The sequence below is a fragment of the Paracraurococcus lichenis genome, assembly GCF_030657435.1.
GTDB classification, from domain to species: domain Bacteria; phylum Pseudomonadota; class Alphaproteobacteria; order Acetobacterales; family Acetobacteraceae; genus Paracraurococcus; species Paracraurococcus lichenis.
The window spans coordinates 168,389-190,932 of the sequence record NZ_JAUTWS010000012.1; the positions used below are offsets into that span (position 1 = coordinate 168,389).

Annotated in this window: 24 protein-coding genes; 12 read left to right on the plus strand and 12 right to left on the minus strand. The window is 73.1% G+C overall.

The window, feature by feature from the left end:
• Positions 1 to 42: 42 nt before the first annotated feature.
• The 8 genes from Q7A36_RS14855 to Q7A36_RS14890 all read right to left on the minus strand — a co-directional run bounded on the left by Q7A36_RS14855 (position 43) and on the right by Q7A36_RS14890 (position 5,506).
• A complete protein-coding gene (locus tag Q7A36_RS14855; RefSeq protein WP_305104496.1) occupies positions 43 to 1,221 on the minus strand; it encodes an MFS transporter in 1,179 nt (392 codons plus the stop codon).
• Entirely contained in the window at positions 1,218 to 1,634 is a 417-nt protein-coding gene (locus Q7A36_RS14860; RefSeq protein WP_305104497.1) for a HEPN domain-containing protein, read from the minus strand. Before Q7A36_RS14860 ends, Q7A36_RS14855 begins: the two co-directional genes overlap by 4 nt.
• On the minus strand, positions 1,624 to 1,938 hold the full coding sequence (locus Q7A36_RS14865; protein WP_305104498.1) for a nucleotidyltransferase family protein: 315 nt from the start codon (positions 1,936 to 1,938) through the stop codon (positions 1,624 to 1,626). Before Q7A36_RS14865 ends, Q7A36_RS14860 begins: the two co-directional genes overlap by 11 nt.
• 25 nt (positions 1,939 to 1,963) lie before the next feature.
• Positions 1,964 to 2,749 (minus strand): NAD kinase, encoded by a 786-nt coding sequence (locus tag Q7A36_RS14870; protein ID WP_456306803.1) that lies wholly within the window; start codon positions 2,747 to 2,749, stop codon positions 1,964 to 1,966.
• A gap of 41 nt (positions 2,750 to 2,790) precedes the next feature.
• The gene (locus Q7A36_RS14875) at positions 2,791 to 3,717 is read right to left on the minus strand and encodes a carbon-nitrogen hydrolase family protein (protein WP_305104499.1); all 927 of its coding nucleotides are present in this window, start codon (positions 3,715 to 3,717) and stop codon (positions 2,791 to 2,793) included.
• 57 nt (positions 3,718 to 3,774) lie between these two features.
• Positions 3,775 to 4,164 (minus strand): hypothetical protein, encoded by a 390-nt coding sequence (locus tag Q7A36_RS14880; protein ID WP_305104500.1) that lies wholly within the window; start codon positions 4,162 to 4,164, stop codon positions 3,775 to 3,777.
• Positions 4,165 to 4,210: 46 nt separating this feature from the next.
• Positions 4,211 to 5,215 (minus strand): GTP 3',8-cyclase MoaA, encoded by a 1,005-nt coding sequence (moaA, locus tag Q7A36_RS14885; RefSeq protein ID WP_305104501.1) that lies wholly within the window; start codon positions 5,213 to 5,215, stop codon positions 4,211 to 4,213.
• A gap of 99 nt (positions 5,216 to 5,314) precedes the next feature.
• Positions 5,315 to 5,506, minus strand: a complete 192-nt coding sequence (locus Q7A36_RS14890) for a DUF3553 domain-containing protein (protein WP_305104502.1) — start codon at positions 5,504 to 5,506, stop codon at positions 5,315 to 5,317.
• Positions 5,507 to 5,654: 148 nt separating this feature from the next.
• On the opposite strand from Q7A36_RS14890, the gene Q7A36_RS14895 reads away from it, so the two are divergent.
• The 6 genes from Q7A36_RS14895 to Q7A36_RS14920 all read left to right on the plus strand — a co-directional run bounded on the left by Q7A36_RS14895 (position 5,655) and on the right by Q7A36_RS14920 (position 11,814).
• Positions 5,655 to 6,290 (plus strand): histidine phosphotransferase family protein, encoded by a 636-nt coding sequence (locus Q7A36_RS14895; protein WP_305104503.1) that lies wholly within the window; start codon positions 5,655 to 5,657, stop codon positions 6,288 to 6,290.
• A gap of 147 nt (positions 6,291 to 6,437) precedes the next feature.
• The gene (locus Q7A36_RS14900; RefSeq protein ID WP_305104504.1) at positions 6,438 to 9,002 is read left to right on the plus strand and encodes a hybrid sensor histidine kinase/response regulator; all 2,565 of its coding nucleotides are present in this window, start codon (positions 6,438 to 6,440) and stop codon (positions 9,000 to 9,002) included.
• 19 nt (positions 9,003 to 9,021) lie between these two features.
• Positions 9,022 to 9,513, plus strand: a complete 492-nt coding sequence (locus tag Q7A36_RS14905) for a chemotaxis protein CheW (RefSeq protein WP_456306800.1) — start codon at positions 9,022 to 9,024, stop codon at positions 9,511 to 9,513.
• Positions 9,510 to 9,908, plus strand: coding sequence for a response regulator (locus Q7A36_RS14910; RefSeq protein WP_305104505.1), 399 nt, complete (start codon positions 9,510 to 9,512; stop codon positions 9,906 to 9,908). The genes Q7A36_RS14905 and Q7A36_RS14910 overlap by 4 nt, the downstream gene beginning before the upstream one ends.
• Positions 9,905 to 10,990: a chemotaxis-specific protein-glutamate methyltransferase CheB gene (cheB, locus tag Q7A36_RS14915; protein WP_456306801.1), complete on the plus strand. Its 1,086-nt coding sequence runs from the start codon at positions 9,905 to 9,907 to the stop codon at positions 10,988 to 10,990. Before Q7A36_RS14910 ends, cheB begins: the two co-directional genes overlap by 4 nt.
• The gene (locus Q7A36_RS14920) at positions 10,987 to 11,814 is read left to right on the plus strand and encodes a CheR family methyltransferase (RefSeq protein WP_305104506.1); all 828 of its coding nucleotides are present in this window, start codon (positions 10,987 to 10,989) and stop codon (positions 11,812 to 11,814) included. Before cheB ends, Q7A36_RS14920 begins: the two co-directional genes overlap by 4 nt.
• Positions 11,815 to 11,913: 99 nt before the next feature.
• On the opposite strand, the gene ctrA is transcribed toward Q7A36_RS14920, so the two are convergent.
• Entirely contained in the window at positions 11,914 to 12,651 is a 738-nt protein-coding gene (gene ctrA, locus Q7A36_RS14925) for a response regulator transcription factor CtrA (RefSeq protein ID WP_305104507.1), read from the minus strand.
• Between the two features lie 141 nt (positions 12,652 to 12,792).
• On the opposite strand from ctrA, the gene Q7A36_RS14930 reads away from it, so the two are divergent.
• The 3 genes from Q7A36_RS14930 (at position 12,793) to Q7A36_RS14940 (ending at position 14,900) form a co-directional block, all read left to right on the plus strand.
• Positions 12,793 to 14,142, plus strand: a complete 1,350-nt coding sequence (locus tag Q7A36_RS14930; RefSeq protein ID WP_305104508.1) for a FliI/YscN family ATPase — start codon at positions 12,793 to 12,795, stop codon at positions 14,140 to 14,142.
• A complete protein-coding gene (locus tag Q7A36_RS14935) occupies positions 14,132 to 14,530 on the plus strand; it encodes a hypothetical protein (RefSeq protein ID WP_305104509.1) in 399 nt (132 codons plus the stop codon). The genes Q7A36_RS14930 and Q7A36_RS14935 overlap by 11 nt, the downstream gene beginning before the upstream one ends.
• 64 nt (positions 14,531 to 14,594) lie before the next feature.
• Positions 14,595 to 14,900, plus strand: a complete 306-nt coding sequence (locus tag Q7A36_RS14940) for a hypothetical protein (protein WP_305104510.1) — start codon at positions 14,595 to 14,597, stop codon at positions 14,898 to 14,900.
• Between the two features lie 154 nt (positions 14,901 to 15,054).
• Here Q7A36_RS14940 and hppD read toward each other — a convergent pair whose 3' ends face one another.
• Positions 15,055 to 16,164, minus strand: coding sequence for a 4-hydroxyphenylpyruvate dioxygenase (hppD, locus tag Q7A36_RS14945; protein ID WP_305104511.1), 1,110 nt, complete (start codon positions 16,162 to 16,164; stop codon positions 15,055 to 15,057).
• A gap of 37 nt (positions 16,165 to 16,201) precedes the next feature.
• Positions 16,202 to 17,050 carry a phenylalanine 4-monooxygenase gene (phhA, locus tag Q7A36_RS14950; RefSeq protein WP_305104512.1) on the minus strand — a complete coding sequence of 283 codons (849 nt, stop codon included), beginning with the start codon at positions 17,048 to 17,050 and terminating at the stop codon, positions 16,202 to 16,204.
• A gap of 113 nt (positions 17,051 to 17,163) precedes the next feature.
• Here phhA and Q7A36_RS14955 point away from each other — a divergent pair, with 113 nt between their 5' ends.
• Together Q7A36_RS14955 and Q7A36_RS14960 are read left to right on the plus strand one after the other, a co-directional pair.
• The gene (locus Q7A36_RS14955; protein ID WP_305104513.1) at positions 17,164 to 17,637 is read left to right on the plus strand and encodes an Lrp/AsnC family transcriptional regulator; all 474 of its coding nucleotides are present in this window, start codon (positions 17,164 to 17,166) and stop codon (positions 17,635 to 17,637) included.
• A 545-nt stretch (positions 17,638 to 18,182) separates the two neighbouring features.
• The gene (locus Q7A36_RS14960; RefSeq protein WP_305104514.1) at positions 18,183 to 19,736 is read left to right on the plus strand and encodes a hybrid sensor histidine kinase/response regulator; all 1,554 of its coding nucleotides are present in this window, start codon (positions 18,183 to 18,185) and stop codon (positions 19,734 to 19,736) included.
• A gap of 209 nt (positions 19,737 to 19,945) precedes the next feature.
• Here the strand turns inward: Q7A36_RS14960 and Q7A36_RS14965 are convergent, their stop codons facing one another.
• Complete coding sequence (locus tag Q7A36_RS14965; RefSeq protein WP_305104515.1) at positions 19,946 to 21,337, minus strand: dipeptidase; 1,392 nt, start codon at positions 21,335 to 21,337, stop codon at positions 19,946 to 19,948.
• 96 nt (positions 21,338 to 21,433) lie between these two features.
• Between Q7A36_RS14965 and Q7A36_RS14970 the strand changes: the two genes are divergently transcribed.
• The gene (locus Q7A36_RS14970; protein ID WP_305104516.1) at positions 21,434 to 22,438 is read left to right on the plus strand and encodes an NAD(P)-dependent oxidoreductase; all 1,005 of its coding nucleotides are present in this window, start codon (positions 21,434 to 21,436) and stop codon (positions 22,436 to 22,438) included.
• Positions 22,439 to 22,544: the final 106 nt, after the last annotated feature.

The window sequence follows — 22,544 nt, forward strand, 5'->3', positions numbered from 1 at the left end:
GGAGCGCCGCAATGGGACGACAAAGGGAGGCGTGACGCGGCCCTACCGCGCGCGGCCCTGCCGCGCGCGGGCCGCGGCGGCGAAGGCCGCCACGGCGAGGCAGCCCAGCCCGACCAGCAGCCAGGGCACCGGCCCGTAGCTGCCGGTACTCTCCCAGATCAGGGCGATCAGCACCGGCGCGGCGGTGCGCGGCAGGACGGTGGCGACGCTGAGCGCGCCGGTGATGGCGCCATAGCCCTCCCGTCCCAGGATCTCAGCGGTGCCGGCGGCGCGGATGATGGTCATCAGCCCGTCGGCGACCGCCCAGCAGAGCGCATAGAACACCAGCCAGGCGAGGTGCGGCGGCGCCAGGGCGAGCACCAGCATGCCGACCGGCGTCAGCGCCGTCGCCAGCCGGCCGACGCCGCGCATGGTCACGCGCCGGCCGAGGGCGAAGAGGGCGAAGCGGGCCGCCACCTGGAAGGGGCCGTGCAGCGCGACGATGAGCAGCACGGAGGCTTCGGGCAGCCCGCGCTCCCGCAGCAGCGGGATGGCATGGGCGCCGAGGCCGACGCCGATGAAGGCATGCGCGGCGAAGCAGGCGGCGAGGCCGAGGAAGGCCGGGCGCCGCACCGCGTCCCGCAGGCTGGCGGAGGCGCGCGCGGCACCGGGAAGGCGCGGCGGCGGCTGCGGCAGCAACCAGAGCGCGAGCAGGCCGGGGAGGAGCTGCAGCGCGGCCAGCGCCAGCAGCGCCTGCCGCCAGCCGAGCGCCGCGATCAGCGCCGCGCCGAGCGGGACGAAGACCGTGCCGGTGAAGCCGGTGATGAAGGTGATGCCGGTGATGGTCCGGTTCGGGTCGCGCGCTGCGGTCACCACCACCGCCATGGCCGGGCCCCAGAGGGCGGCCGCCTGCGCCAGGCCCATGCCGGCCCAGAGCGTCCAGTAGAGCGCGCGGCTCTCGGCGACGGACCACAGCGCCAGCAGGGCCGCGCCGAGGAAGCCGCCCCAGGCCAGCATCCGCCGCCCGCCATGCCGGTCCACATGCTGCCCGACCGGCACGGCGGCGAGGCCGGAGACGAGGATGGCGAGGGTCAGCCCGGCATTGATCTCGGTGCGCGACCAGCCGAGTTCGGCCTCCATCGGCGCGCCGAAGAGCGGGAAGACCGCGAAGAGGGTGCCCCAGCCGATGGCCTGCCCGATGGCGATGCCGAGGAGGAGGCGGGTATCGGCGGAGAGGGTCAAGGGAGGTCGGTGGCTGCCTGCCGGACCCGGTCCATCAGGGTGTCGAGGAGGTCGAAGGCGTTGCGGATCTCGGCCTCGGTCGGCTGAGCTTCCTCCAGGTCCGGGTAGCGGCCCGTCACGGCCCAGGGCGAGAGGCTTTCGAGCGCCTCCTCCATGTCAGCGAGTATTGGCCCGTACCGGTCGAGCCGGGTGCTCAACTGCCCGAGGTCGTGCAGCTTGGGCGTCGGCTTGCCTTCCAGCACCAGAAAGGCCTTCAGGAGCTTCTCGGCCGCCTGCTGGCAATGAAAGGCTGCGGCTTCAAGGAGCGGCGGCACGGCCGAGAGGAGGAGGCGTGCCGCGCGATAATCCCGCTCCGCAAAGGTGATCCATTCAGCGGCGTCGGACCGGCGGCGCAGCCTGTGCTCATCGCTCATAGACCGTAACGCCCTCCGTCATGACGGTCGAAGCGAAAGACCAGGGGAAGCGGGCGCGGTCCTCCAGGACCGATGCCCGGCAGGTCAGAATATCGACCGCGCCGTGATAGCCTCGCCGCGCCTCGCCCTTCTTCCGCCAGTGCCTGAGGTCCTCCGGCGCGTCGTCGTCCAGCACCACCAACAGGTCGAGATCGCTGTCCGGCCCCGCTTCCCCCCGCGCATGGCTGCCGAACAGGATCACCCGCCGCGGGTTGTAGGTCGCGACGATCTGCCGCAGCAGGCTCTCCGGCACCGGGTGGGTCATGGCGCCACCCTATACCCCGGCCCGGTCAGACGGTGAATTGTTCCGCGATGATCCGCTCGGACAGGCCGTGGTCCGGGTCGAAGAGCAGGGTCAGCGCCACGCTCCGGTCCTCCCGCACCTCCACCCGGCGGACGTCGCGCACCTCGGTGTAGTCGGCGACGGCCGCGACCGGGCGCTTCTCCGCCTCGAGCACCTCGAACACCACCTCGGCATCGCCCGGCAGCAGTGCGCCGCGCCAGCGCCGCGGCCGGAAGGCGGAGATCGGCGTCAGCGGCAGCAGGTTGGCGCCCAGCGGCACGATCGGGCCATGCGCCGAGAGGTTGTAGGCGGTGCTGCCGGCCGGCGTGCTGACCAGCACGCCGTCGCAGATCAGTTCCGGCAGCCGCACCTTGCCGTCCACCAGGATGCGCACCTTGGCGGCCTGCCGCGTCTCCCGCAGCAGGGAGACCTCGTTGATCGCCAGCGCCTCGGCGATGCCGCCGATCTCGGTGGCCGCCCGCATGCGGAGGGGATGCAGCATGGCGGCCTGCGCCTCGGCCAGGCGCTCGACCAGGCCGTCCTCGCGGTACTCGTTCATCAGGAAGCCGACGCTGCCGCAATTCATCCCGTAGACCGGGATGTTGTGGCCGAGCCAGCGGTGCTGCGTCTCCAGCATGCAGCCATCGCCGCCGAGCGAGACGATCACCGTCGCCTGCTCGGTCGGCACCTCGCCGTAGCGGGCGACCAGTCGTGCCTTGGCGCCGCGCGCCACCTCGGTGGCCGCGGCATGGAAGGCGATGCGGCCGGCGATATCCTCCGGCCGCAGCGGCACGGGCTGGGGGAAGGGCGCGGGGGCGAGGTCGGCCGTTGCGCTCACGGGGTGGCCGGCCGCACCGCGGCGTCGAGGTCCACGCGCCGCGCGGCGCCCTCGAAGTCCACGCGCCTTGCGGCAGCCTCGAAGTCCACGCGCCGCGCCGCGCGATGCTCCAGCACCGGCATGTCCCGCCGCACCCGCGCCGTCACCGCACGGTCGATCCGCGCCGTCGCCCAGCCGGTGCCGTCCGAGACCTTGGCGACCACATGCCCCCAGGGGTCGGCGACCAGCGAATGCCCGTAGACCGAGCGCGTGGCGCCCCGCTCCTCGTACTGCCCCCAGGAGGCGGCGGCGAGGATCCAGCACTGGCTCTCGATCGCGCGGGCCTTCATCAGGACCTCCCAGTGGTCCTTGCCGGTCTGCAGGGTGAAGTTGGAGGGGACGAAGATCGCCTCCGCGCCCAGCCGCCGCAGCGCCAGGTATTCCTCGGCGAAGCGGATGTCGTAGCAGATGGTGCAGCCGAAGGTGACGCCGCCGGCCTCGAAGGTCACCAGCCTATCGCCGGCGCCGTAGAGCGCGCTCTCCCGGTAGCCCGTGCCGTCCGGCCCGGTGATGTCGAAGAGGTGGATCTTGCGGTAGCGCGCGATTTCGCCCCCCGCGGGGTCGAACACCACCGTGGTGTTGAAGAGCTTCTCGCCGCCATCCTCGATCATCGAGCCGCCATGGACATGGATGCCATGGCGCCGCGCGAGGCCGCGCAGCATCTCATAGGCCGGGCCGCCCGCCGCGCCGGAGCCCTCGGGCGGCAGCGCCTCGGCCGCCAGGCGCCGGCTCTCCCGGCCGCCGCCGAGATTGGTCCAGGTCTCGGGCAGGGTGACGAGGCCCGGCCGGTCGGCCTCGACGGCCGCCTCGACCAGGCGGCGCGCCTGCTCGAGATTCGCCGCCTTGTCCGAGCCCTGGTTCATCTGGATGACGCTGACGCGCATGCGACCCGACCCTCCTCGTGCCGCGCATCAAGCCCCCCGGACGCGCCGGGGGCAAGCTCAGCGCCCGCGCCCCTCCGGCCAGTCCAGCCGCGGCTCCGCCCGGCCGCGCCCGCCCTCCGGCCAGGCGGCGGGCGGCGGGACGGGCGGGACGACGCGCGGCGGCTCCTCCGCCGGGCGGCCGCGGCCCGGCGGCAGCTCGACCCAGTCATCCGCCACGGGCCGCCGCGGCGCGCCAGAGAGCTGCAGCGAGAGGCTGCGGATCTCGGCCTGGATCTCATCGAGCTGCGCCTCGAGCGAATCCAGCCGCCCCTTCACGCCGAAGACGCTGAAGGGCATCAGCAGATAGGCCAGGCCCGCCAGCAGCAGCAGGAGCAGGGCGAGCAGCCCCGTCCATTCGGGCAGCCCGGGGATGGCGAGCCGCGATGCGAGCTCCTGCAACAGGGCCATGAAGATCACCTCGGCGTTCGGGGCCGGGGCACCGGCCCCGGCCAGATCAGCCGCCGGTCACGCTCATGTGCCGGCCGACGGAGGGCCGGTTATGGCGCCGGTCGATGATGAAGTCATGGCCTTTCGGCTTGCGCGCGATCGCCGCCTCGACCGCCGCCCGCAGTGCCGCGTCGTCGACCGCCGGGTCACGCAGCAGCGGGCGGAAATCCGCCGAATCCTCCTGGCCGAGGCACATGTAAAGCGTCCCGGTGCAGGTCAGGCGCACGCGGTTGCAGCTCTCGCAGAAGTTGTGCGTCATCGGCGTGATGAAGCCGATCCGCCGTCCCGTCTCCTTCACGGTGTAGTACCGGGCCGGGCCGCCGGTGCGGTAATCGGTCTCCTCCAGCGTCCAGTGCTCCCGGAGGCGGGAGCGGACCAGGGAGAGCGGCAGGTACTGGTCGGTGCGGTCGCTACTGATGTCGCCCATCGGCATGGTCTCGATCAGGCACAGGTCGAAGCCGTGCTCGCCGCACCAGGCCAGCATGCGGTCGTACTCGCCCTCGTTCACGCCCTTCAGCGCGACGGCATTGATCTTGATGGCAAGGCCGGCGGCCTTCGCGGCGAAGATGCCGTCCAGCACCTTCTCGATATCGCCCCAGCGGGTCGCGGCCCTGAAGGCAGCGGGGTCGAGCGTGTCGAGCGAGACATTGATGCGCCGCACCCCGGCCGCGTAGAGGTCCTCGGCCATGCCGGCGAGCTGCGTGCCGTTGGTGGTGACGGTCAGCTCCTTGAGGCCGCCATTCTCCCCCTTGGCGCCGATCCAGGCGCCGAGGCTGCGGAAGAGCTGCAGGACGTTCTTGCGCACCAGCGGCTCGCCGCCCGTCAGACGGATCTTCTCGACGCCGAGCCCGATGAAGGTGCCGCAGAGCCGGTCCAGCTCCTCGAGGGTCAGCACCTCCCGCTTCGGCAGGAAGGTCATGTCCTCCGCCATGCAGTAGACGCAGCGGAGGTCGCACCGGTCGGTGACGGAGACGCGGAGATAGGAGATCCGTCGGCCGAACGGATCGATCATGGACGACATTCCCAGGACTTGCGTTGGCGATTGCAGGCATTTGGTCCGCAACCCCCACAACCCGCAAGCCCCCGGCACGGCGGGGCTGCCCTGCGCGGGTCAGGGGGCCACGGGTCGGGGGTCGGTCTCGACCACCTCCAGCGCGACCAGGGCCGCATTGATCAGCAGCTTGCCGGCATGCTCGAAGTTGACCGTGATGCGGTCGCCGATCACCGACTGGACTTGGCCTTCGCCCCAGTCCGGCCGGTCCGGGTGGCGCACGCGCATGCCGGGCTCGATGAGGCTGGACACGGAAAATCCTTGTGCTTCGCGCTGCCGAAACGGTTCGTTAAGGCGGGACACCCTAGCCCGAGTCATAGCCTGGCGCGCAGCCGTCACGCCAACCCTGCGCGCCTGCTGCCGGGCCAGAGGCGTCAGGACGACCGCAGCCCGGCAGCACATGCCCGACAGGACCCGGCCGATGCGCATGGATGCCAAGCTCGCCCGCCTTCTCTGCGCCCGGCTCTGCCACGACCTCGGCGGCGCGGTCGGGACCCTCGCCGGCACGCTGGAGATGGTGGGGGAGGGTGATGCCGAGATGCTCGGCCTCGCGCGCGAGACGGCGGCGGGGCTGCGGCAGCGCCTGCGCCTCTATGCCGCCGCCTGGGGCGGTGCCGCGCCGGAGGCCGATGCCGCGACCCTGGCCGCGCTCCTGGAAGCCTCGCCGGCCAGCCCGCGCGTGCAGTTCCGGCTCGATCACCTCGCCCCTGGCGGGCTGCTGCCGGCGGCGCTCGTGCCGCTCGTTCTGAATGCCGCGCTGCTGGGCGCCGAGGCGCTGCCGCGCGGCGGGACCGTGGCGGTGATGGGCTCGGCCGCGGAGGGGCTGGTGGTCTGCCCGGAGGGCAGGGGCGCCGCCTGGCCGCCCGGCCTGCTGGCCCTGCTCGGCGGCGGCGACCTGGCGGCGGCGCTGGAGGAAGGCCCGCGCCGCCTGCTGGCCCCCCTGCTGGCCGGCCTGGCGGCCGAGGCCGGCTGGCGCCTCGCCTTGGCCCAGGGCCCGGGCGACGCCCTGCCGCCGCTGCTGCTAACCCCGGCCTGAGCCACGCCTGCCCGCGGTGGCCGCGCCGCGCTTTACGGAATCTTCGCCCGCCCAGGCCCAGTCTGCCCCGACCCCCGGATGCGCGCCGCGCCGCCGCCGCGGGCACGCCATGCCACGCGCCGCCCGGCGCCGCAGCGAGGGACGAGGATGGACGACCTGCTCGCCGATTTCCTGACCGAGACGAATGAGGGCCTGGTCGTGCTGGACGCGGCGCTGGTGCGGCTGGAACGCGCGCCCGGGGACAAGGCGACCCTCTCCGAGGTCTTCCGCATCGTCCATACCATCAAGGGCACCTGCGGCTTCCTCGGCCTGCCGCGGCTGGAGGCGGTGGCGCATGCCGGGGAGAACCTGCTGGGACGCTGGCGCGACGGCGCGCTGCCGGTGACGCAGGCGGGCATCTCGCTCATCCTCGCGGCGCTGGACCGGATTCGCGCCATCGTCGCGGGGCTGGAGGCGGCGGGCGCCGAGCCCGCCGGCGAGGATGCGCCGCTGATCGCCCGGCTGAACGCCGCGGCCGAGGGGGCTGCCGCGGAGGTTCCTGAGCCGCCGGCCGAGGCCGGGCCGGACCCAGAGCCCGCGCCGGATCCGGCGATCACCGCCGCGCCCGCGCCGGAGGCGGCCCGTCCCGCCGCGGCCGCCGAGGGCGAGGCGCCCGCGGCCGGCGGCGCGGCGCCGCCCCAGACCATCCGCGTCTCGGTCGATGTGCTCGAGGACCTGATGATGCTGGTCTCCGAGCTGGTGCTGACCCGCAACCAGCTCCTCCAGCTCGCCCGCAGCCAGGCCGACAGTGCCTTCTCCGTGCCGTTGCAGCGGCTGTCGCACATCACCACCGATCTGCAGGAGGGGGTGATGAAGACGCGCATGCAGCCGATCGGCAATGCCTGGGCGAAGCTGCCGCGCCTCGTCCGCGACCTCGGCGTCGAACTGGGCAAGCGGATCGCGCTCGAGATGCGCGGCGCCGAGACCGAGCTCGACCGCCAGGTGCTCGAGCTCATCAAGGACCCGCTGACCCATATGGTGCGCAACAGTGCCGACCACGGACTCGAGCGGCCGGAGGACCGGCTGCGCGCCGGCAAGCCCGAGGCCGGCCGCATCATGCTGAACGCCCGGCACGAGGGCGGGCACATCATCATCGAGATCGGCGATGACGGCCGCGGCCTGAACGCCGAGCGCATCCGGCAGAAGGTCGTCGCCCAGGGCCTCGCGACAGAGGCCGAGGTGGCGAACATGCCGGAGCGGGAGATCCACCGCTTCATCTTCCGCCCGGGCTTCTCCACCGCCGCCGCCGTCACCGCCGTCTCCGGCCGCGGGGTCGGGATGGACGTGGTCAAGACCAACATGGAGCGGATCGGCGGCACCATCGACATCCGCAGCCGCGAGGGCGCTGGCACCACCTTCGTCATCAAGATCCCGCTGACGCTCGCCATCGTCTCCGCCCTGATCGTCGAGGCGGGCGGCGAGCGCTTCGCCATCCCGCAGATCGGCGTGGTCGAGCTGGTGCGGGTCGGCGGGGAGGGCGCGGCGCAGCTCGAGCGCATCAAGGACGCGCCGGTGCTCCGGCTGCGCGACCGGCTGCTGCCGCTGGTCAACCTCGCCGGCGTGCTGCAGCTCGCGCCGAAGGCGGAGGAAGCCAGCGGCTTCGTCGTCGTCACCCAGGTCGGCAGCCATGTCTTCGGCATCATCGTCGACCGGGTCTTTGACACCGAGGAGATCGTGGTCAAGCCGGTGGCGCCGATCCTGCGCCACGTGACGATGTTCGGCGGCAATACCATCCTCGGCGATGGCAGCGTCATCATGATCCTCGACCCGAACGGGATCGCGCGCGCCACCGGCCTCGGCACCGAGGGCGGGGAGGCCGAGCCCGAGCGCGACGCGGCGCGGCCCTCCCACCTGCTGCGCTCCGATGCGGCGACCGCCCTGCTGCTGTTCCGCGCCGGCGACGCGGCGCCGAAGGCGGTCCCCCTCGGCCTCGTCGCGCGGCTCGAGGTGGTGGAGCGCGACCGCATCGAGGTGGTGGGCGGCCGGCCGCTGGTGCAGTACCGCGGCCAGCTCATGCCGCTGGTGCCGCTCTCCGGCCACTGGGAGGCCGCTGGCGCGCCGGAGCAGCAGCCGGTGCTGGTCTTCAGCGACGGCGACCGCGCCATGGGGCTGATGGTCGACGAGATCCTCGACGTGGTCGAGGCGCGGCTGACGGTGGACGGCGCCGGCGAGCGGCCGGGCTATCTCGGCAGCGTGGTGGTCGCGGGCAAGGTGACGGAGCTGCTCGACACCGCCTGGTGGCTGCGGCAGGCCGGGGAGGACTGGTTCGGCGCGGCGCCGAAGGCGACCGCCCGCCCGCGCCGCGTCCTGCTGGTGGAGGACAGCGCCTTCTTCCGCAACATGGTCGTCCCGGCGCTGGGCGCCGCCGGCTATGTCGTGACCGCCGTCTCGGATGCCGAGGAGGCGCTGCGCCTGCGCGATGGCGGCGCCGGCTTCGATGCCATCCTGTCCGACATCACCATGCCGGGCATGGACGGCTTCGCGCTCGCCCGCGCCCTGCGGCAGGACGGGCCCTGGCGCGACCTGCCGCTGATCGCGCTGACCGGCCGCGCCGCGCCGGAGGATGTCGAGCACGGCCGCGCCGCCGGCTTCACGGACTACGTGGCGAAGTTCGACCGCGCGGCGCTGCTGGCGAGCCTGGCGCAGTGCCTGGCGGTGCAGGTCGCGGCCTGAGCGGGCGGGAGGAGGAGCGATGCAGCAGCAATCCATGGCCGCCGCGGCACGGGCGCCGCTGGCCGCGATGCGCAACCCGGCCGAGGCGGCGGAGGAGGTCTTCCTGACGCTGACCGTCGCCGGCCAGCTCTGCGGCGTGCCGGTCCTGGCCGTGCGCGACGTGCTGGGGGTGCAGGCAATCACCCGGATCCCGCTGGCCCCGCCCGAGGTGGCGGGCAGCCTGAACCTGCGCGGCCGGATCGTGACCGCGATCGACCTGCGCCGCCGGCTCGGCCTGCCGCCGCGCGAGACGGGCGGCGCCATGAGCGTGGTGGTGGAGCGCGACGGCGAGCTCTACTCCCTCCTGGTCGACGAGATGGGGGAGGTCCTGCCGCTCGCCCGCGCCGAGCGCGCGCCGAACCCGCCGACCCTCGACCCGCTGTGGCGGGAGGTCTCGCGCGGCGTGCACCGCATGGGCGACAGGCTGCTGATCCTGCTCGATGTCGAGCAGGTGCTGGCGATCGGCGCATGAGTCCTGGACCGGCGGGTGCCACCTGCCTCGTGGTCGATGACAGCCGGGTCGTGCGCAAGGCGGCGCGGCGCATCGTCGAGGATCTCGGCTTCGCGGTGCGGGAAGCCGAGGACGGCGCGCAGGCGCTCGAGGCCTGCCGCGCCGCGCTGCCGGATGCCGTGCTGCTCGACTGGAACATGCCGGTGATGGACGGCCTCGCCTTCCTTCGCCAGGCGCGCCGCGAATTCGGGCCGGACCGCCCCGTCGTGGTCTTCTGCACCACGGAATCCGGCCTGGACCGGATCGTCGAGGCGCTGGAGGCCGGCGCCCAGGAATACGTCATGAAACCCTTCGACGCGGCGATCCTGCAGGACAAATTCGCCCAGGCCGGCCTGTTGCCGGATGCCGCGGCGTGAGCGGGTCGGCCACGCCCGTCCGCGTCATGCTCTGCGACGACAGCGCGACGGTGCGCGCCGCCATGGCACGGCTGCTGGAGGCCGATCCGGGCATCCGCATCGTCGCCCGCGTCGCCAATGGGCAAGAGGCGGTGGCGACGCTCGCCGGCCTGCCCGCGGCGCTGCGGCCGCAGGTGGTCCTGCTCGACCTCGAGATGCCGGTGATGGACGGCATGACGGCGCTGCCGCTGCTGCTGCGCCAGGTGCCGCGGCCGGCCGTCATCGTCGCCAGCGCGCTGACCCAGCGCGGCGCGGCGGCGGCGATGGCGGCGCTGCGGGCGGGCGCGGCGGACTACATCCCGAAGCCGGGCGCGGCGGGGGGCGGGCTGAACGACCCGGCCTTCCGGGCGGAGGTGCTGGCGAAGGTCAAGGGTTGGGCCCGCATGGGCGCCGCTCCGACGGCCGCGCGCCCGGTCGCGGCGGCGCGCCCGCTGGCGATCCTGCCCGGCCGCGGGGTGCGGGCCATCGGCCTCGGCTGCTCGACCGGCGGGCCGCAGGCGCTCGCCGCCTTCGTGCAGGCGCTGGCCCGGCCGCTTCCGGTGCCGCTGCTGGCGGTGCAGCACATGCCGGCCGGCTTCACCGCCATGCTGGCGGACCATCTGGACCGGCTCGGCCGGCTACCCTGCGCCGAGGCGCGGGACGGCGAGGCGCTGCGGCCCGGCCGGCTCTACCTGGCGCCGGGCAATCGCCACCTGCTGGCGGAGGCCGCGGCAGGCGGGCTCGTCGCGCGGCTCTCCGACGCGCCGCCCGAGAATTTCTGCCGCCCCGCGGTCGATCCGATGCTGCGCAGCCTGGTCGCGGCCTGCGGCGGGGCGGTGCTGGCGGTGATCCTGACCGGGATGGGGCATGACGGCCTCGCCGGCTGTCGGGCGGTCGCCGCCGCGGGCGGCACGGTGCTGGCGCAGGACGAGGCGAGTTCGGTGGTCTGGGGCATGCCCGGCGCGGTGGCGAAGGCAGGGCTCGCCCGCGCGCTGCTGCCGCCGGCGGCGCTGGCCGAGCAGGTACAGGCGCTCACCGCCGGCCGGGCGGGAGCCGTGGCATGAACCGCGACAGCTTCGCCTTCATCGCCGGGCTGGTGAAGGGGCGCTCCGGCCTCGTCCTCAATGCCGACCAGGGCTACATGCTGGAGACCCGGCTCGGCCCCCTGCTGAAGCGGGAAGGGCTGGCGGGCATCGATGCCCTGGCGCTGCGGCTGCGCGATCCGCGCGCGACCGCCCTGGCCGAGGCGGTGACGGAGGCGCTGACCACCAACGAGAGCAGCTTCTTCCGCGACGGCAGGCCCTTCGAGCACCTGCGCAAGGTCCTGCCCGACATCGCGCATGCCCGGCCGCCCTCCGCGCCGATCCGCATCTGGTCGGCCGCCTGCTCCACGGGGCAGGAGGCCTATTCGATCGCCATGATCCTGGCCGAGATCGCGCCGCAGATGGGCGGGCGGCGGGCCGAGATCCTCGGCACCGACATCGCGCAGGAGGTGCTGGCGCGCGCCCGGGAGGGCATCTACAGCCAGTTCGAGGTGCAGCGCGGCCTCCCGGCGCGGCTGCTGGTGCGGCATTTCGCTCAGGACGCCGGGCGCTGGCGCATCGCGCCGGCCCTTCGGGCGATGACGCGGTTCGAGCGGTGGAACCTGCTCGCGGACCTCAGGCCGCTCGGCCGCTTCGACGTCATCTTCTGCCGCAACGTGCTGATCTATTTCGACGCGCCGACCAAGTCGCGGGTGCTGGAGGCGCTGGCCGGGCAGCTCGCCCCCGACGGGGTCCTCTACCTCGGCGGGGCGGAGACGGTGCTGGGCCTGACCGCGCGGCTGGCGCCGGTGGCGGGCGAGCGCGGGGTCTACGAGCAGGCAAGGCCCGCCGCGATGGCCGGTTGAGCGGTCCGGCGAGGCGGCCGGGGCAACCAGGGCATGGTCAGGCCGGCGGCATCGGCCTCCCCGGGCCACCCGGCGCGGCGCCGGGCGGCCCCGCCCCGATCACGCGGCCTGGGCCGCCAGCGACGTGGCCGTCCCCGGGCTGCCCGGCAGGCGCATGGTGCCCTGGCCGGGCTCCCGCAGCACGTAGCCGCGGCCCCAGACGGTGGCGATCAGGTTTTCCGCCCCCGCCTGGGCCAGCTTCTTGCGCAGCTTGCAGATGAAGACGTCGATGATCTTCACCTCCGGCTCGTCCATGCCGCCATAGAGGTGGTTCAGGAAGGCCTCCTTCGTCATGACCACGCCCTTGCGCAGGGTGAGCAGTTCGAGGATGGCGTATTCCTTGCCGGTCAGGTGCACCGGCCTGCCTTCCACCGTCACCTCGCGCGAGCCGAGGTTGAGCGTGAGCGGCCCGACGCTGAGGCTGGGCTGCGAGAAGCCCTTGGTCCGGCGCACCACCGCCTGGATGCGGGCGACCAGTTCCTCCCGGTCGAAGGGCTTGGTGATGTAGTCGTCGGCGCCGAGGCCGAAGCCCTTCACCTTGGCCTGCGCCCGGCCGGTGCCGGAGAGGATGAGCACCGGCACCTCGATCTTCGCGGCGCGCAGGCGGCGCACGACCTCGTAGCCATCCATGTCCGGCAGGCCGAGGTCGAGGATCACGACGTCGTAGTCGTAGAGGCGCGCCAGCTCGAGCGCCTCCTCCCCCGTGTCCACGGCGTCCACGATCATGGCGGCGGATTTGAGCATGGCGACGGTGCCGCGGGAGGCGGTCAGGTCGTCCTCAACCAGAAGCGCACGCATCTTGGATGCTCCACACGTGATGCGTGCAAAAACTAGCATCATTGCGTGGGAAGTGAAGGAGAAATTCATCCCTGAGTTGTATCATTTTCCGAGACTGATCGCTTCGGAAAGATGAAGAATTCCGCTGAGCCTGCTGAAGCCATGGTGAATCAGGCAGCCCGCCGGTTCCGTGCGGCGGCAGCGGCGCTCGGCCGGCTGCCGCGCCTCGGCCTGCACGGCCAGGTCGTGGTGGTGGGCGGCGTCGCATTTTCCGTCGAAGGTCTCAGGACTTGGCTGCATCTCGGCGCGCGGCTGGAGGTGCAGACGCCCGATGGCGCGGCCGTGGCGGGGGAGGTGGTGGCGCTGCGCGACGGCCTTGCCACCGCGCTCGCCTTCGGCCCGCTGGACGGCATCGGCCCCGGCCAGCCCGTCGCGCTCGCCCCGCCGGCATGCCTCGCGGTGGATGAGAGTTGGCTGGGGCGGGTGCTCGATCCGCTCGGGCGGCCGCTCGACGGGCGCGGGCCGCTGCGGCCGGGCCAGGCGCCTCGGCCGCTGCGCGCCACGCCGCCGCCGGCGGGGCGGCGGGCGCGGCTCGGGCCGCGGCTCGATCTCGGCGTGCGGGTGCTGGATGCCTTTGCCACCTGCCGGCGTGGCCAGCGCCTCGGCCTCTTCGCCGCCTCGGGCGTCGGCAAGTCCACCCTGCTGGCCATGCTGGCCGCCGACGCGGATTGCGACGTCGCCGTGCTGGGCCTGGTCGGGGAGCGGGGGCGGGAGTTGCGCGAGTTCCTCGAGGACGACCTGGGCCCGGAAGGGCTGGCGCGCTCGGTCGTCGTCTGCGCCACCTCCGACAGCCCGGCGCTGCTGCGGCGGGAGGCGGCCTATGCCGCCATGACCGTCGCCGAGCATTTCGCCGCGCAAGGAAAGCAGGTGCTGCTGCTGATGGACAGCGTCACCCGCTTCGCCATGGCGCTGCGGGAGATCGGGCTGGCGGCGGGGGAGCCGCCGGCGACCCGCGGCTATACGCCCGGCGTCTTCGCCGAACTGCCGCGGCTGCTGGAGCGCGCCGGGCCGCGGGAGGAAGGCAATCCGGGCGCCGTCACCGGCCTCTTCACCGTGCTGGTCGAGGGCGACGACCATGACGAGCCGGTGGCGGATGCGGTGCGCGGCATCCTCGACGGGCATGTCGTGCTGGACCGGAGGATCGGGGAGGGCGGGCGCTACCCCGCCGTCGACGTGCTGCGCAGCCTGTCGCGCACCGTGCCCGGCTGCCTTTCGGAGGCCGAGCGGGCGCTGATGCTGCGTGCCCGCCGCATCCTGGCGCTGCAGGCCGAGATGGCGGACCTGGTGCGCCTCGGCGCCTATCGCGCCGGGACGGATCCGGCGGTGGACGAGGCGCTGCGGCTCGGCCCGCGGATCGAGGCCGTGCTGGCGCAAGGCAAGGGCGAGCGTGGCACGGTGGAGGAGGCCTTCGCGGCCCTCGCCCGGGCCATGGAGGCGCCGGATGGCGCGTGACGCGCTGGCCGCACTGGCGCGGCTGCGGCGGCTGGAGACGGAGGCGGCGCGGCGGCGTGTCGGGCAGCAGGCGGCGCAGGCCGTGGCGGCGGAGGCGCGGCTGGACGGGGCCGCGGCGGCGCTGCGGGCGGAGCACGAGTCCGGCGCCGAGGCCTGGCGCGTCTGGCTGGCGCGTGGCCTGGCGGAGCGCGACCGCGCCCGCCTGGCGCGCGAGCATGCCGAGGCGCGGCTGCAAGAGGCGCAGGGCGGCCTCGCCGCAACCCGCGCCGCCGAGCGTGCGGTGGAGGCATTGCGGGAGCGCCGCGCGGCCGAGGCGCGGCGGGCGGCGCGGCGGCGCGAGCAGGCGCTGCTGGACGACGCCGCGCGCCGGCCGCGGCCCGATCCGTAACGCCTGCATGCCACGACAGGGGGCCGTTGTGCGTTACCCCTGCGACGCAACGGAGATCGCGGCCATGCGGGACGGATGGAGCGGCGGGCGGTGGGTGGTCCTGGCCATGGCGCTGGCCTTGCCGGCCTGGGCGCAGCAGCAGCCGGCACCGGGGGAGGCGCCGCCGGCGCGGATCGGCCCGGTCTGGGACGGCCGCGAACACCAGCCGAACCCGGCCGAGATCGAGGCCCGGTCCCGCGCGCTCGGCATCGGCGAGCCGCGGCGGCAGGACCGGGACGCGCAGGACGTGGACAAGCTCTACCGCGACCTCACCGGCAGCAACCCGCAGGCGCCGCCGCGCGCGACCTCCCGCGACATGGACCGGCGATAGGGGGCGCAGCCGAAGGCCCGGTCCGCAGGGCGGCGCTCGTCAGCCGCGGGCGCTCCCCGAGCCAGGGCCATGGGGCCGGGAGGGCTCGCCGCCCCGGGGCGGCCCCGCGAAGCGAGCCTCGCGGGGGCGCCGGAGGCGACGGCGACCGGCCCGGCTACTCCGCCGCCGGCGTCAGCACGCCGCGGCGGATCTGGTCGAGCTCGATGCTTTCGAAGAGCGCGCGGAAATTGCCCTCGCCGAAGCCCTGGTCGCCCTTGCGCTGGATCAGCTCGAAGAAGATCGGGCCGATGACCGTGCCGGTGAAGATCTGCAGCAGCCGCCCGCCCTCGGGCGTCGGCGCTCCGTCGGTCAGGATGCGGTTGCGCCGCAGCCGCCCGATCTCCTCCGTGCCGAGGTCCGGCATGCGCTTCGGCAGCAGCTCGTAATAGGTGTCCGGCGTGTCCATGAACGCGATGCCGGCCGCGCGCATCCCCTCGACGCTCGCAAAGATGTCCTGCGTGCCGAGGGCGATGTGCTGGATGCCCTCGCCGCCATAGGCCCGCAGATATTCCTCGATCTGCGACTTGTCGTCGCTGCTCTCGTTGATCGGGATGCGGATCTGGCCGCAGGGGGAGGTGAGGGCGCGGGACTTCAGGCCGGTCAGCTTGCCCTCGATGTCGAAGTAGCGGATTTCACGGAAGTTGAAGAGCTTCTCGTAGAACTGCCACCACACATCCATGCGGCCGCGATGGACGTTGTGGGTGAGGTGGTCGATGACCGTCAGGCCCTGGCCCACCGGACGCGGGTCGACGCCGTCAAGCCAGCGGAAATCCACGTCGTAGATGCTGCCGCGCGGGCCGTACCGGTCCACGAAGTAGAGGAGCGACCCGCCGATGCCCTCGATCGCCGGGATGTTCAGCTCCATCGGGCCGACCTTGCCCTCGACCGGCTTCGCGCCAAGGGCGACCGCGCGCCTGTAGGCCGCCGCGGCATCGGCCACGCGGAAGGCCATGGCGCAGGCGCTCGGCCCGTGCACGCGCTGGAAGGCGCTCGAGAAACTCTCGGGCTCCGCGTTCAGGATGAAGTTCACGTCGCCCTGGCGCCAGAGCGCGACCTGCTTGCTGCGATGCACCGCGACGCGCGCGAAGCCGAGCCTCGTAAAGAGCGCCTCGAGCGCCGGCAGGTCGGGGCCGGTGAACTCGACGAACTCGAAGCCGTCCGTCCCCATCGGGTTGGCCTCGGAGACGACGCCGGCATAGGGCGTGCGGTCGGGCGGGATGTCCATGGACGCTGTGCTCCTCGGGTAGTGGGCTGGTGGCGGGCTATGCCATGGAGGTGCCGGCGGGCACGTCCATCGGGTCCCCGGCGCCAGGCGGGATGGGCTCGGCATCGCGCGCCTCGGCCAGCAGCGAGGGCAGGTCGCGCATGGCGCCGAACAGCTCGGCATAGCTCTCGATGACGAAGTAGGTCGGCTGCATCTCGTCGATGAGATAGTCGCTGCGCAGCACGCGGCGCGGATCGAAGCGCAGGCGGCGGGCGCGGCGGCTGGTGGTGGCATGCACCGTCTCGGCGGAGGAGCTGAGGATGCCGGCGCCATAGGCGCGGATGCCGCCGGCCTCGCGGATCAGGCCGAACTCCACCATGTGCCAGTAGAAGCGGGCGAGCGGCTTCAAGGCGCCGATGCGCGCCGCCTGCTCGCCGAGCCGGCCATAGGCTTCCAGGACATCGGCGAAATCGGGCTGGGTCAGCAGCGGCACATGGCCGAAGGCGTCGTGGAAGATGTCGGGCTCGACGATGTAGTCCAGCTCCTCCGGCCTGCGGATCCAGCGGGTGACCGGGAAATGCCGCTCGGCGAGATGGCCGAAGAAGGCGCCGTCCGGGATCAGGCCGGGCACCGCCACCAGCGTCCAGCCGGTCGCGGTGCGGAGGCGGGAGGAGGTGAGGGCGAAGTCGGGGATGCCGCCGGCGAAGTCGAGCTGCCGCAACCCCTCCCGGAAGGCGGCGGCGGCATGCTGGGGCAGCAGCGCCGCCTGGCGGCGGTAGAGGGTCCGCCAGGTGCCATGATCGGCATCCGTGTAGTCGGCCCAGCGCTGCGGCAGGGTGAAGTCGGCCCGCGCCGCGGCGTAATCGCCGCGCAGCCCCTTGGGCAGGTCCCGGAGCTTCCCTTCCATGACGGCCATCCCTCGTTGTGGACAAGAATGCCCGAGACCGGGGAGGGGTTTTCGGCGAAATTGGGCCAGGATCGGGCCACTCTTGGCCGAAATCGCTACCGAGGAGGGCTTCCGTGGCGAAAGACGCCATCGAGCTGGATGCCATCGACCGCCGCATCCTGCGCGCCCTGCAGCGCGACGGCCGATTGCCGGTGGTGGCGCTGGGCGAGCAGGTCGGGCTCTCCCCCACGCCCTGCCAGAGGCGGGTGAAACGGCTGGAGGAGGCTGGGGTGATCGCTCGCTACACCGCGGTCCTGGACCCCCGCCGGCTGGGCCTGCCGCTGCAGGCCTTCGTCATGGTGGCGCTCGAGAGCCATGCGGAGGAGGTCGTGTCGCGCTTCCACCGGGCGCTGGCGGAGCGGCCGGAGGTGCTGGCGGCCTATGCCATGAGCGGCGAGATGGACTACCTGCTGCACGTGCTGGCGGCGGATTTCGAGGCCTATGCGGAATTCGCCCTGAAGGCGCTGCTGCGCATGCCGGGGGTGAAGGAGACGAAAAGCTCCTTCGTGCTCGATGCGCTGAAGCCACCGGGCGACGTGCCGGTATAGAGCCCTGTCCGGTGGGCGCCGATGCCAGGGTGCACCTCGGCCGGTGCCGGGCGGCGTGGATGGGCCGGCAGCGTTACCGGCAGCCTGGCGCCTCGACGCGGGCCTCCCGCGGCCACCCGCCCGGGCCGGGCCGCCTCCGGCGAAGGGCGCGGCTCAAGGTGAGGTCCTGGTCGGGTTGGCCGATGCGTGACCGGAGAGGCTCGGGCGAGCCTCGACAGGGCGGATCCGGTCCGGGGCCGGCCGCTGGGCGCGACCTGTTCCAGCCAAAAACCATGCCTTGGAACACGTCGCCGCACCATCGCCGGTAGAGGCATGGCTCGGCCTGCCACTGCGGCAGGCACCGCCCCCGCGCGCGGAAGACACGCATCCGGTAATATTTTCGGTCGAATTGAACCCGACGGTTCGGGCTGCAGTTTGCCTCGGACCATGGCGCTGCCGGTCGGATCGTCCGGCCGGGCCGATCATCGCCTTCTGCAAACCATCACCATGCGAGAAGTCCCGCCGGGTGGCGCTCTCTCGCGGCAGGCCGAGGAATGGCGGACAGGATGACCGGTTCCGAACCGGGTATCGACGACAGGACCTACCGCCTCCTCGTGGATGCGGTGATCGACTATGCCATCTTCCTGCTCGACCCCGCGGGCCGGGTCAGCAGTTGGAACCCCGGGGCGCAGCACCTGAAGGGCTACACCGCCGAGGAGGCCATCGGGCAGCCCTTCTCCATCTTCTTCACCGAAGAGGATCGCCGCCAGGGCCGCCCCGAGGCGATCCTCGACTCCGCCCGGCAGGGGGGGCGCACCGAGAACGAGGGCTGGCGGCTGCGGAAGGACGGCACCCGGTTCTGGGCCCTGGCCATCCTCGATCCGGTCCGCGACCCGGCAGGGCGCCTCGTCGGCTTCGCCAAGATCACCCGCGACATGACGAAGCGCCACGAGGCCGAGCAGGCCTTGCGCGAGAGCGAGCGGCGCTTCCGCCTGCTCGTGCAGGGGGTGACCGACTACGCCATCTTCATGCTCGATCCCGAGGGGATCGTGGTCGACTGGAATACCGGGGCGCGGCGCATCAAGGGCTATGAGGCGGCGGAGATCGTCGGCCAGCATTTCTCCCGCTTCTATACCGAGGAGGAGCGCGCCGCCGGCGAGCCGCAACGGGCCCTGGAGCAGGCGAGGGCAAGCGGACATGTCGAGGCCGAGGGCTGGCGTGTCCGCAAGGATGGCAGCCGGTTCTGGGCGAGCGTGGTGCTCGATGCGATCCGCGACGAGGACGGCAGGCTGATCGGCTTCGCCAAGGTGACGCGCGACATCACCGAACGGCACGAAGCCCAGCGCGCGGCGGAGACCCTGCGGGAGCAGATGGCCCAGATCCAGCGGCTGGAAGCCATCGGCCAACTCACGGCGGGCGTCGCACACAATTTCAGCAACCTGATCCAGATCGTCCTCAGCAGTGTCCGGCTGGCCAGCGCGGCGGCCGGCGATGCCGAGCGCGTGAGGCGCATCCTCGCCGACCTGCGGGCGTCCGCGCTGGAGCGGGCGGGCCTCGCCGAGCATCTGCTCGCCTTCTCGCAGGACCTGCCGACGGCACCCGAGGTCATCGACACGGCCGACCATATAAGCCGGGCGGCGGACCTGTTCGGCCGGTCGCTGCGCGGCAGGATCCAGGTCGATCTCGACCTTGATGAGGACCTCTGGCCCATCCGGGTGGACCCGGCGCAGTTCGAGCTGGCGCTGCTCAACGTCGCCCTGAATGCCCGCGATGCCATGCCGGATGGCGGGCGGCTCACGGTGACCGCGCAGAACGTGAACTTGGACGAAGGGCCGTCGGGGCTGGCCGGGCGGGCCGTTTCGATCCGCCTGCGCGATACCGGCGTCGGCATCCCGCGCGGGGTGCTCGGGCGCGTCTTCGAGCCCTTCTTCACGACCAAGCCGCGGAGCGAGGGCACCGGGCTCGGGCTCAGCCAGGCCTATGGCTTCGCCGAGCAGGCCGGCGGGGCGCTCCGCATCCAGAGCGATCCCGGCAAGGGCACGGAGGTCACCTTCCTGCTGCCCGCGGCGCCGGACGAATCGCTCCAGCAGGACGACCGCGTGGCGGATGGCGGGGCCTGATCGCCGCGGCGGCGGTCAGGGCGCCGCGGCCGGCAAGAGCCGGCTGTTCCGGCGATCGCGGGCCGGTTCGCGGCGGACTGCTCCGGGTCCCCGGTCGATCTCCCGGCGATGCCGCCGGCGGAGCGCCGCGGCAGCCCGCGTGGCGCGGGCAACGGCGCCACGCCGAGCGCGCGGATCTGCCGCCGGCGTCCCGGGCCGATCGACGACCGTCAGCCGCCCGCGATCTCGGCCAGCAGCCTGGCATGGCTGCGGGCGCCCTGGTGCAGGCAGCGGAACTCGAACTTCTCGTTCGGGCTGTGCACCTGGTCATCGTTCAGGCCGAAGCCGACCAGCAGGCTGTCGAGGCCGAGCAGCCGCTTCAGGCTCTCCACGACAGGGATGGAGCCGCCGCAGCCCATCAGGATCGCCGGCCTGCCGTATTCGGCCGAGAGCGCCCGGCGCGCCGCCTGCACCCAGCGGCTCTCGGCCGGCACCTCGATGCCCGGGGTGGTGCTGAAGACCTGCACCTCGGCGCTGCAATCCGGCGGCAGGCGGTCGGCGACGAAGCGGCGGATGCCCTCGGCGATCTTCTGCGGATCCTGTCCGGGGACGAGGCGGCAGGAGAGCTTGGCATGCGCCTCCGCCGCGATGACGGTCTTGCTGCCCTCCCCGGTATAGCCGCCCCAGATGCCGTTGATGTCGGCGGTCGGCCGGGCCCACATGCGCTCGAGCGCCGAGCGTCCCTTCTCGCCGACCGGGACGGAGAGGCCGATATCGCCGAGATAGGCGGCCTCGTCGAAGCCGAGCGCGTCCCATTCGACGCGCTGGGCGTTCGTCAGCTCCTTCACCCCGTCATAGAAGCCGGGGATCCGGATGCGGCCGGTCTCGTCGTGCAGCTCGCCCAGGATCTGCGTCAGCAGGTTGATGACGTTGCGGGCGGAGCCGCCGTACATGCCGGAATGCAGGTCGCGGCTCGCCGCCTTCACGTCGATCTGGCTGTAGACCATGCCGCGCAGGCTGGTGGTGATGGCCGGCGTGTCGATGTCCCACATGCCGGTGTCGCTGATGATCGCGACATCGGCCTTCAGCGCGTCCTTGTTGGCGGCGAGGAAGGCGTCGAGGCTCGGGCTGCCGACCTCCTCCTCGCCCTCGATGAGGACGGTGATGCGGCAGGGCGGGCCGCCGGCCACCGCGTGCCAGGCGCGGAAGGCATCCAGCCACATGCGGCACTGGCCCTTGTCGTCCACCGCGCCGCGGGCGACGACGCGCGGGCCATGCGGGCCCTCGACCACCGCCGGCTCGAAGGGCGGGGAGGTCCAGAGCTCCAGCGGATCGGCCGGCTGCACGTCGTAATGGCCGTAGAAGAGCAGGTGGGGGGCGTTCCCGCCGGGGCCGGGATGGTGGCCGAGGACGACGGGATGCCCGGCGGTCGGGCGGACGGAGGCGGTGAAGCCGATCGCCTCCAGCTCCCCGCGCACCCATTCCGCGGCGCGGCGGCAGTCTTCGGCATGGGCGGGCTGGGCGCTGATGCTGGGGATGCGCAGCCAGTCGATGAGGCGCTGGCGTGCGGCGGGGGCGGTCTCGTCCAGATGGGCCAGGATGGCGGGGAGGGAATTCGTCATGCGGCGTAATCCACCACGCCCCGCCGGGCCGGCCAAGCCGCGTTGCGCAGCGGCACATGGCGTGGGAGGGAAGGGGCGATCACACGGGGACGCGCCATGAAGGTTTTCCTGACCCACACGCCGGATGCGCTGGCGAACTACTACGGCGAGCGGGCGGTGGCGGCGCTTCGGCGGGTGGCCGAGGTGGTGCTGAACCCGACCGGCCGGCACCTCGCGGGGCGGGAACTGGCGGAAGCGGCTTCGGGCTGCCAGGCGATCGTCAGCTACCGGCAGTCGCCCGGCGAGGCCGAGACCTTCCGCCACGCGCCCGACCTGGTCGCCTTCCTGCGCTGCGCGGTCGATATCCGCAACGTCGACGTCGCCGCGGCGAGCGAGGCGGGGGTGCTGGTGACGCAGGCGACGCCGGGCTTCATCCCCTCGGTCGCGGAACTGGTCGTGGGGCAGATGGTGGACCTGGCGCGCGGCGTCAGCGCGGCGGCGGAGAGCTACCACCGCGGCGAGGTGCCGGCGGCGCGGATGGGGCTGCTGCTTGCGGGCAGCACGCTCGGCATCATCGGCCATGGCGCGATCGGGCGGTACCTGGCGCCGCTCGGCCTCGCGCTCGGGATGCGGGTCCTGGTGGCGGACCCGCATGCCCGGCCGGAGGACCCGCGGCTGGAGCACGTGCGCCTCGAGCGGCTGCTGGCGGAGAGCGACGTCGTCGTCTGCCTCGCGGTGGCGACGGAGGAGACGGAGAACCTGCTGGACGCCGCCGCCTTCGGCCGCATGAAGCGCGGCGCGCTGTTCCTCAATCCGTCGCGCGGCAACCTGGTGGACGAGGCGGCGCTGCTGGCGGCGCTGGAGGCTGGGCAGTTGGGCGGCGTCGCCATGGATGTCGGCCGGGCGCCGGACCAGATGCCGACGCCGGCGCTGGCGCGGCACCCGAAGGTGGTGGCGACGCCGCATATCGGCGGCCTGACGCCGCAGGCGATCGAGCACCAGGCCTTCGACACGGTGCGGCAGGTGACGGCGCTGGCCGAGGGGCGTGTGCCGGACCACGCGGTGAATGCCGCGCAGGCGACGCGGCTGGCGCGGCTCGGGATCGCGCTGCCCGCGGCCTGAGCGGCGTCCAGGCCGGGCAGCCCCGAAGCTACGGCGGACTGAGGCGCGGGCCCGGGGAGGGCATGCGATGATGCCGGTGGGCGGTGCGGAGGATCGGCCGCAGCCT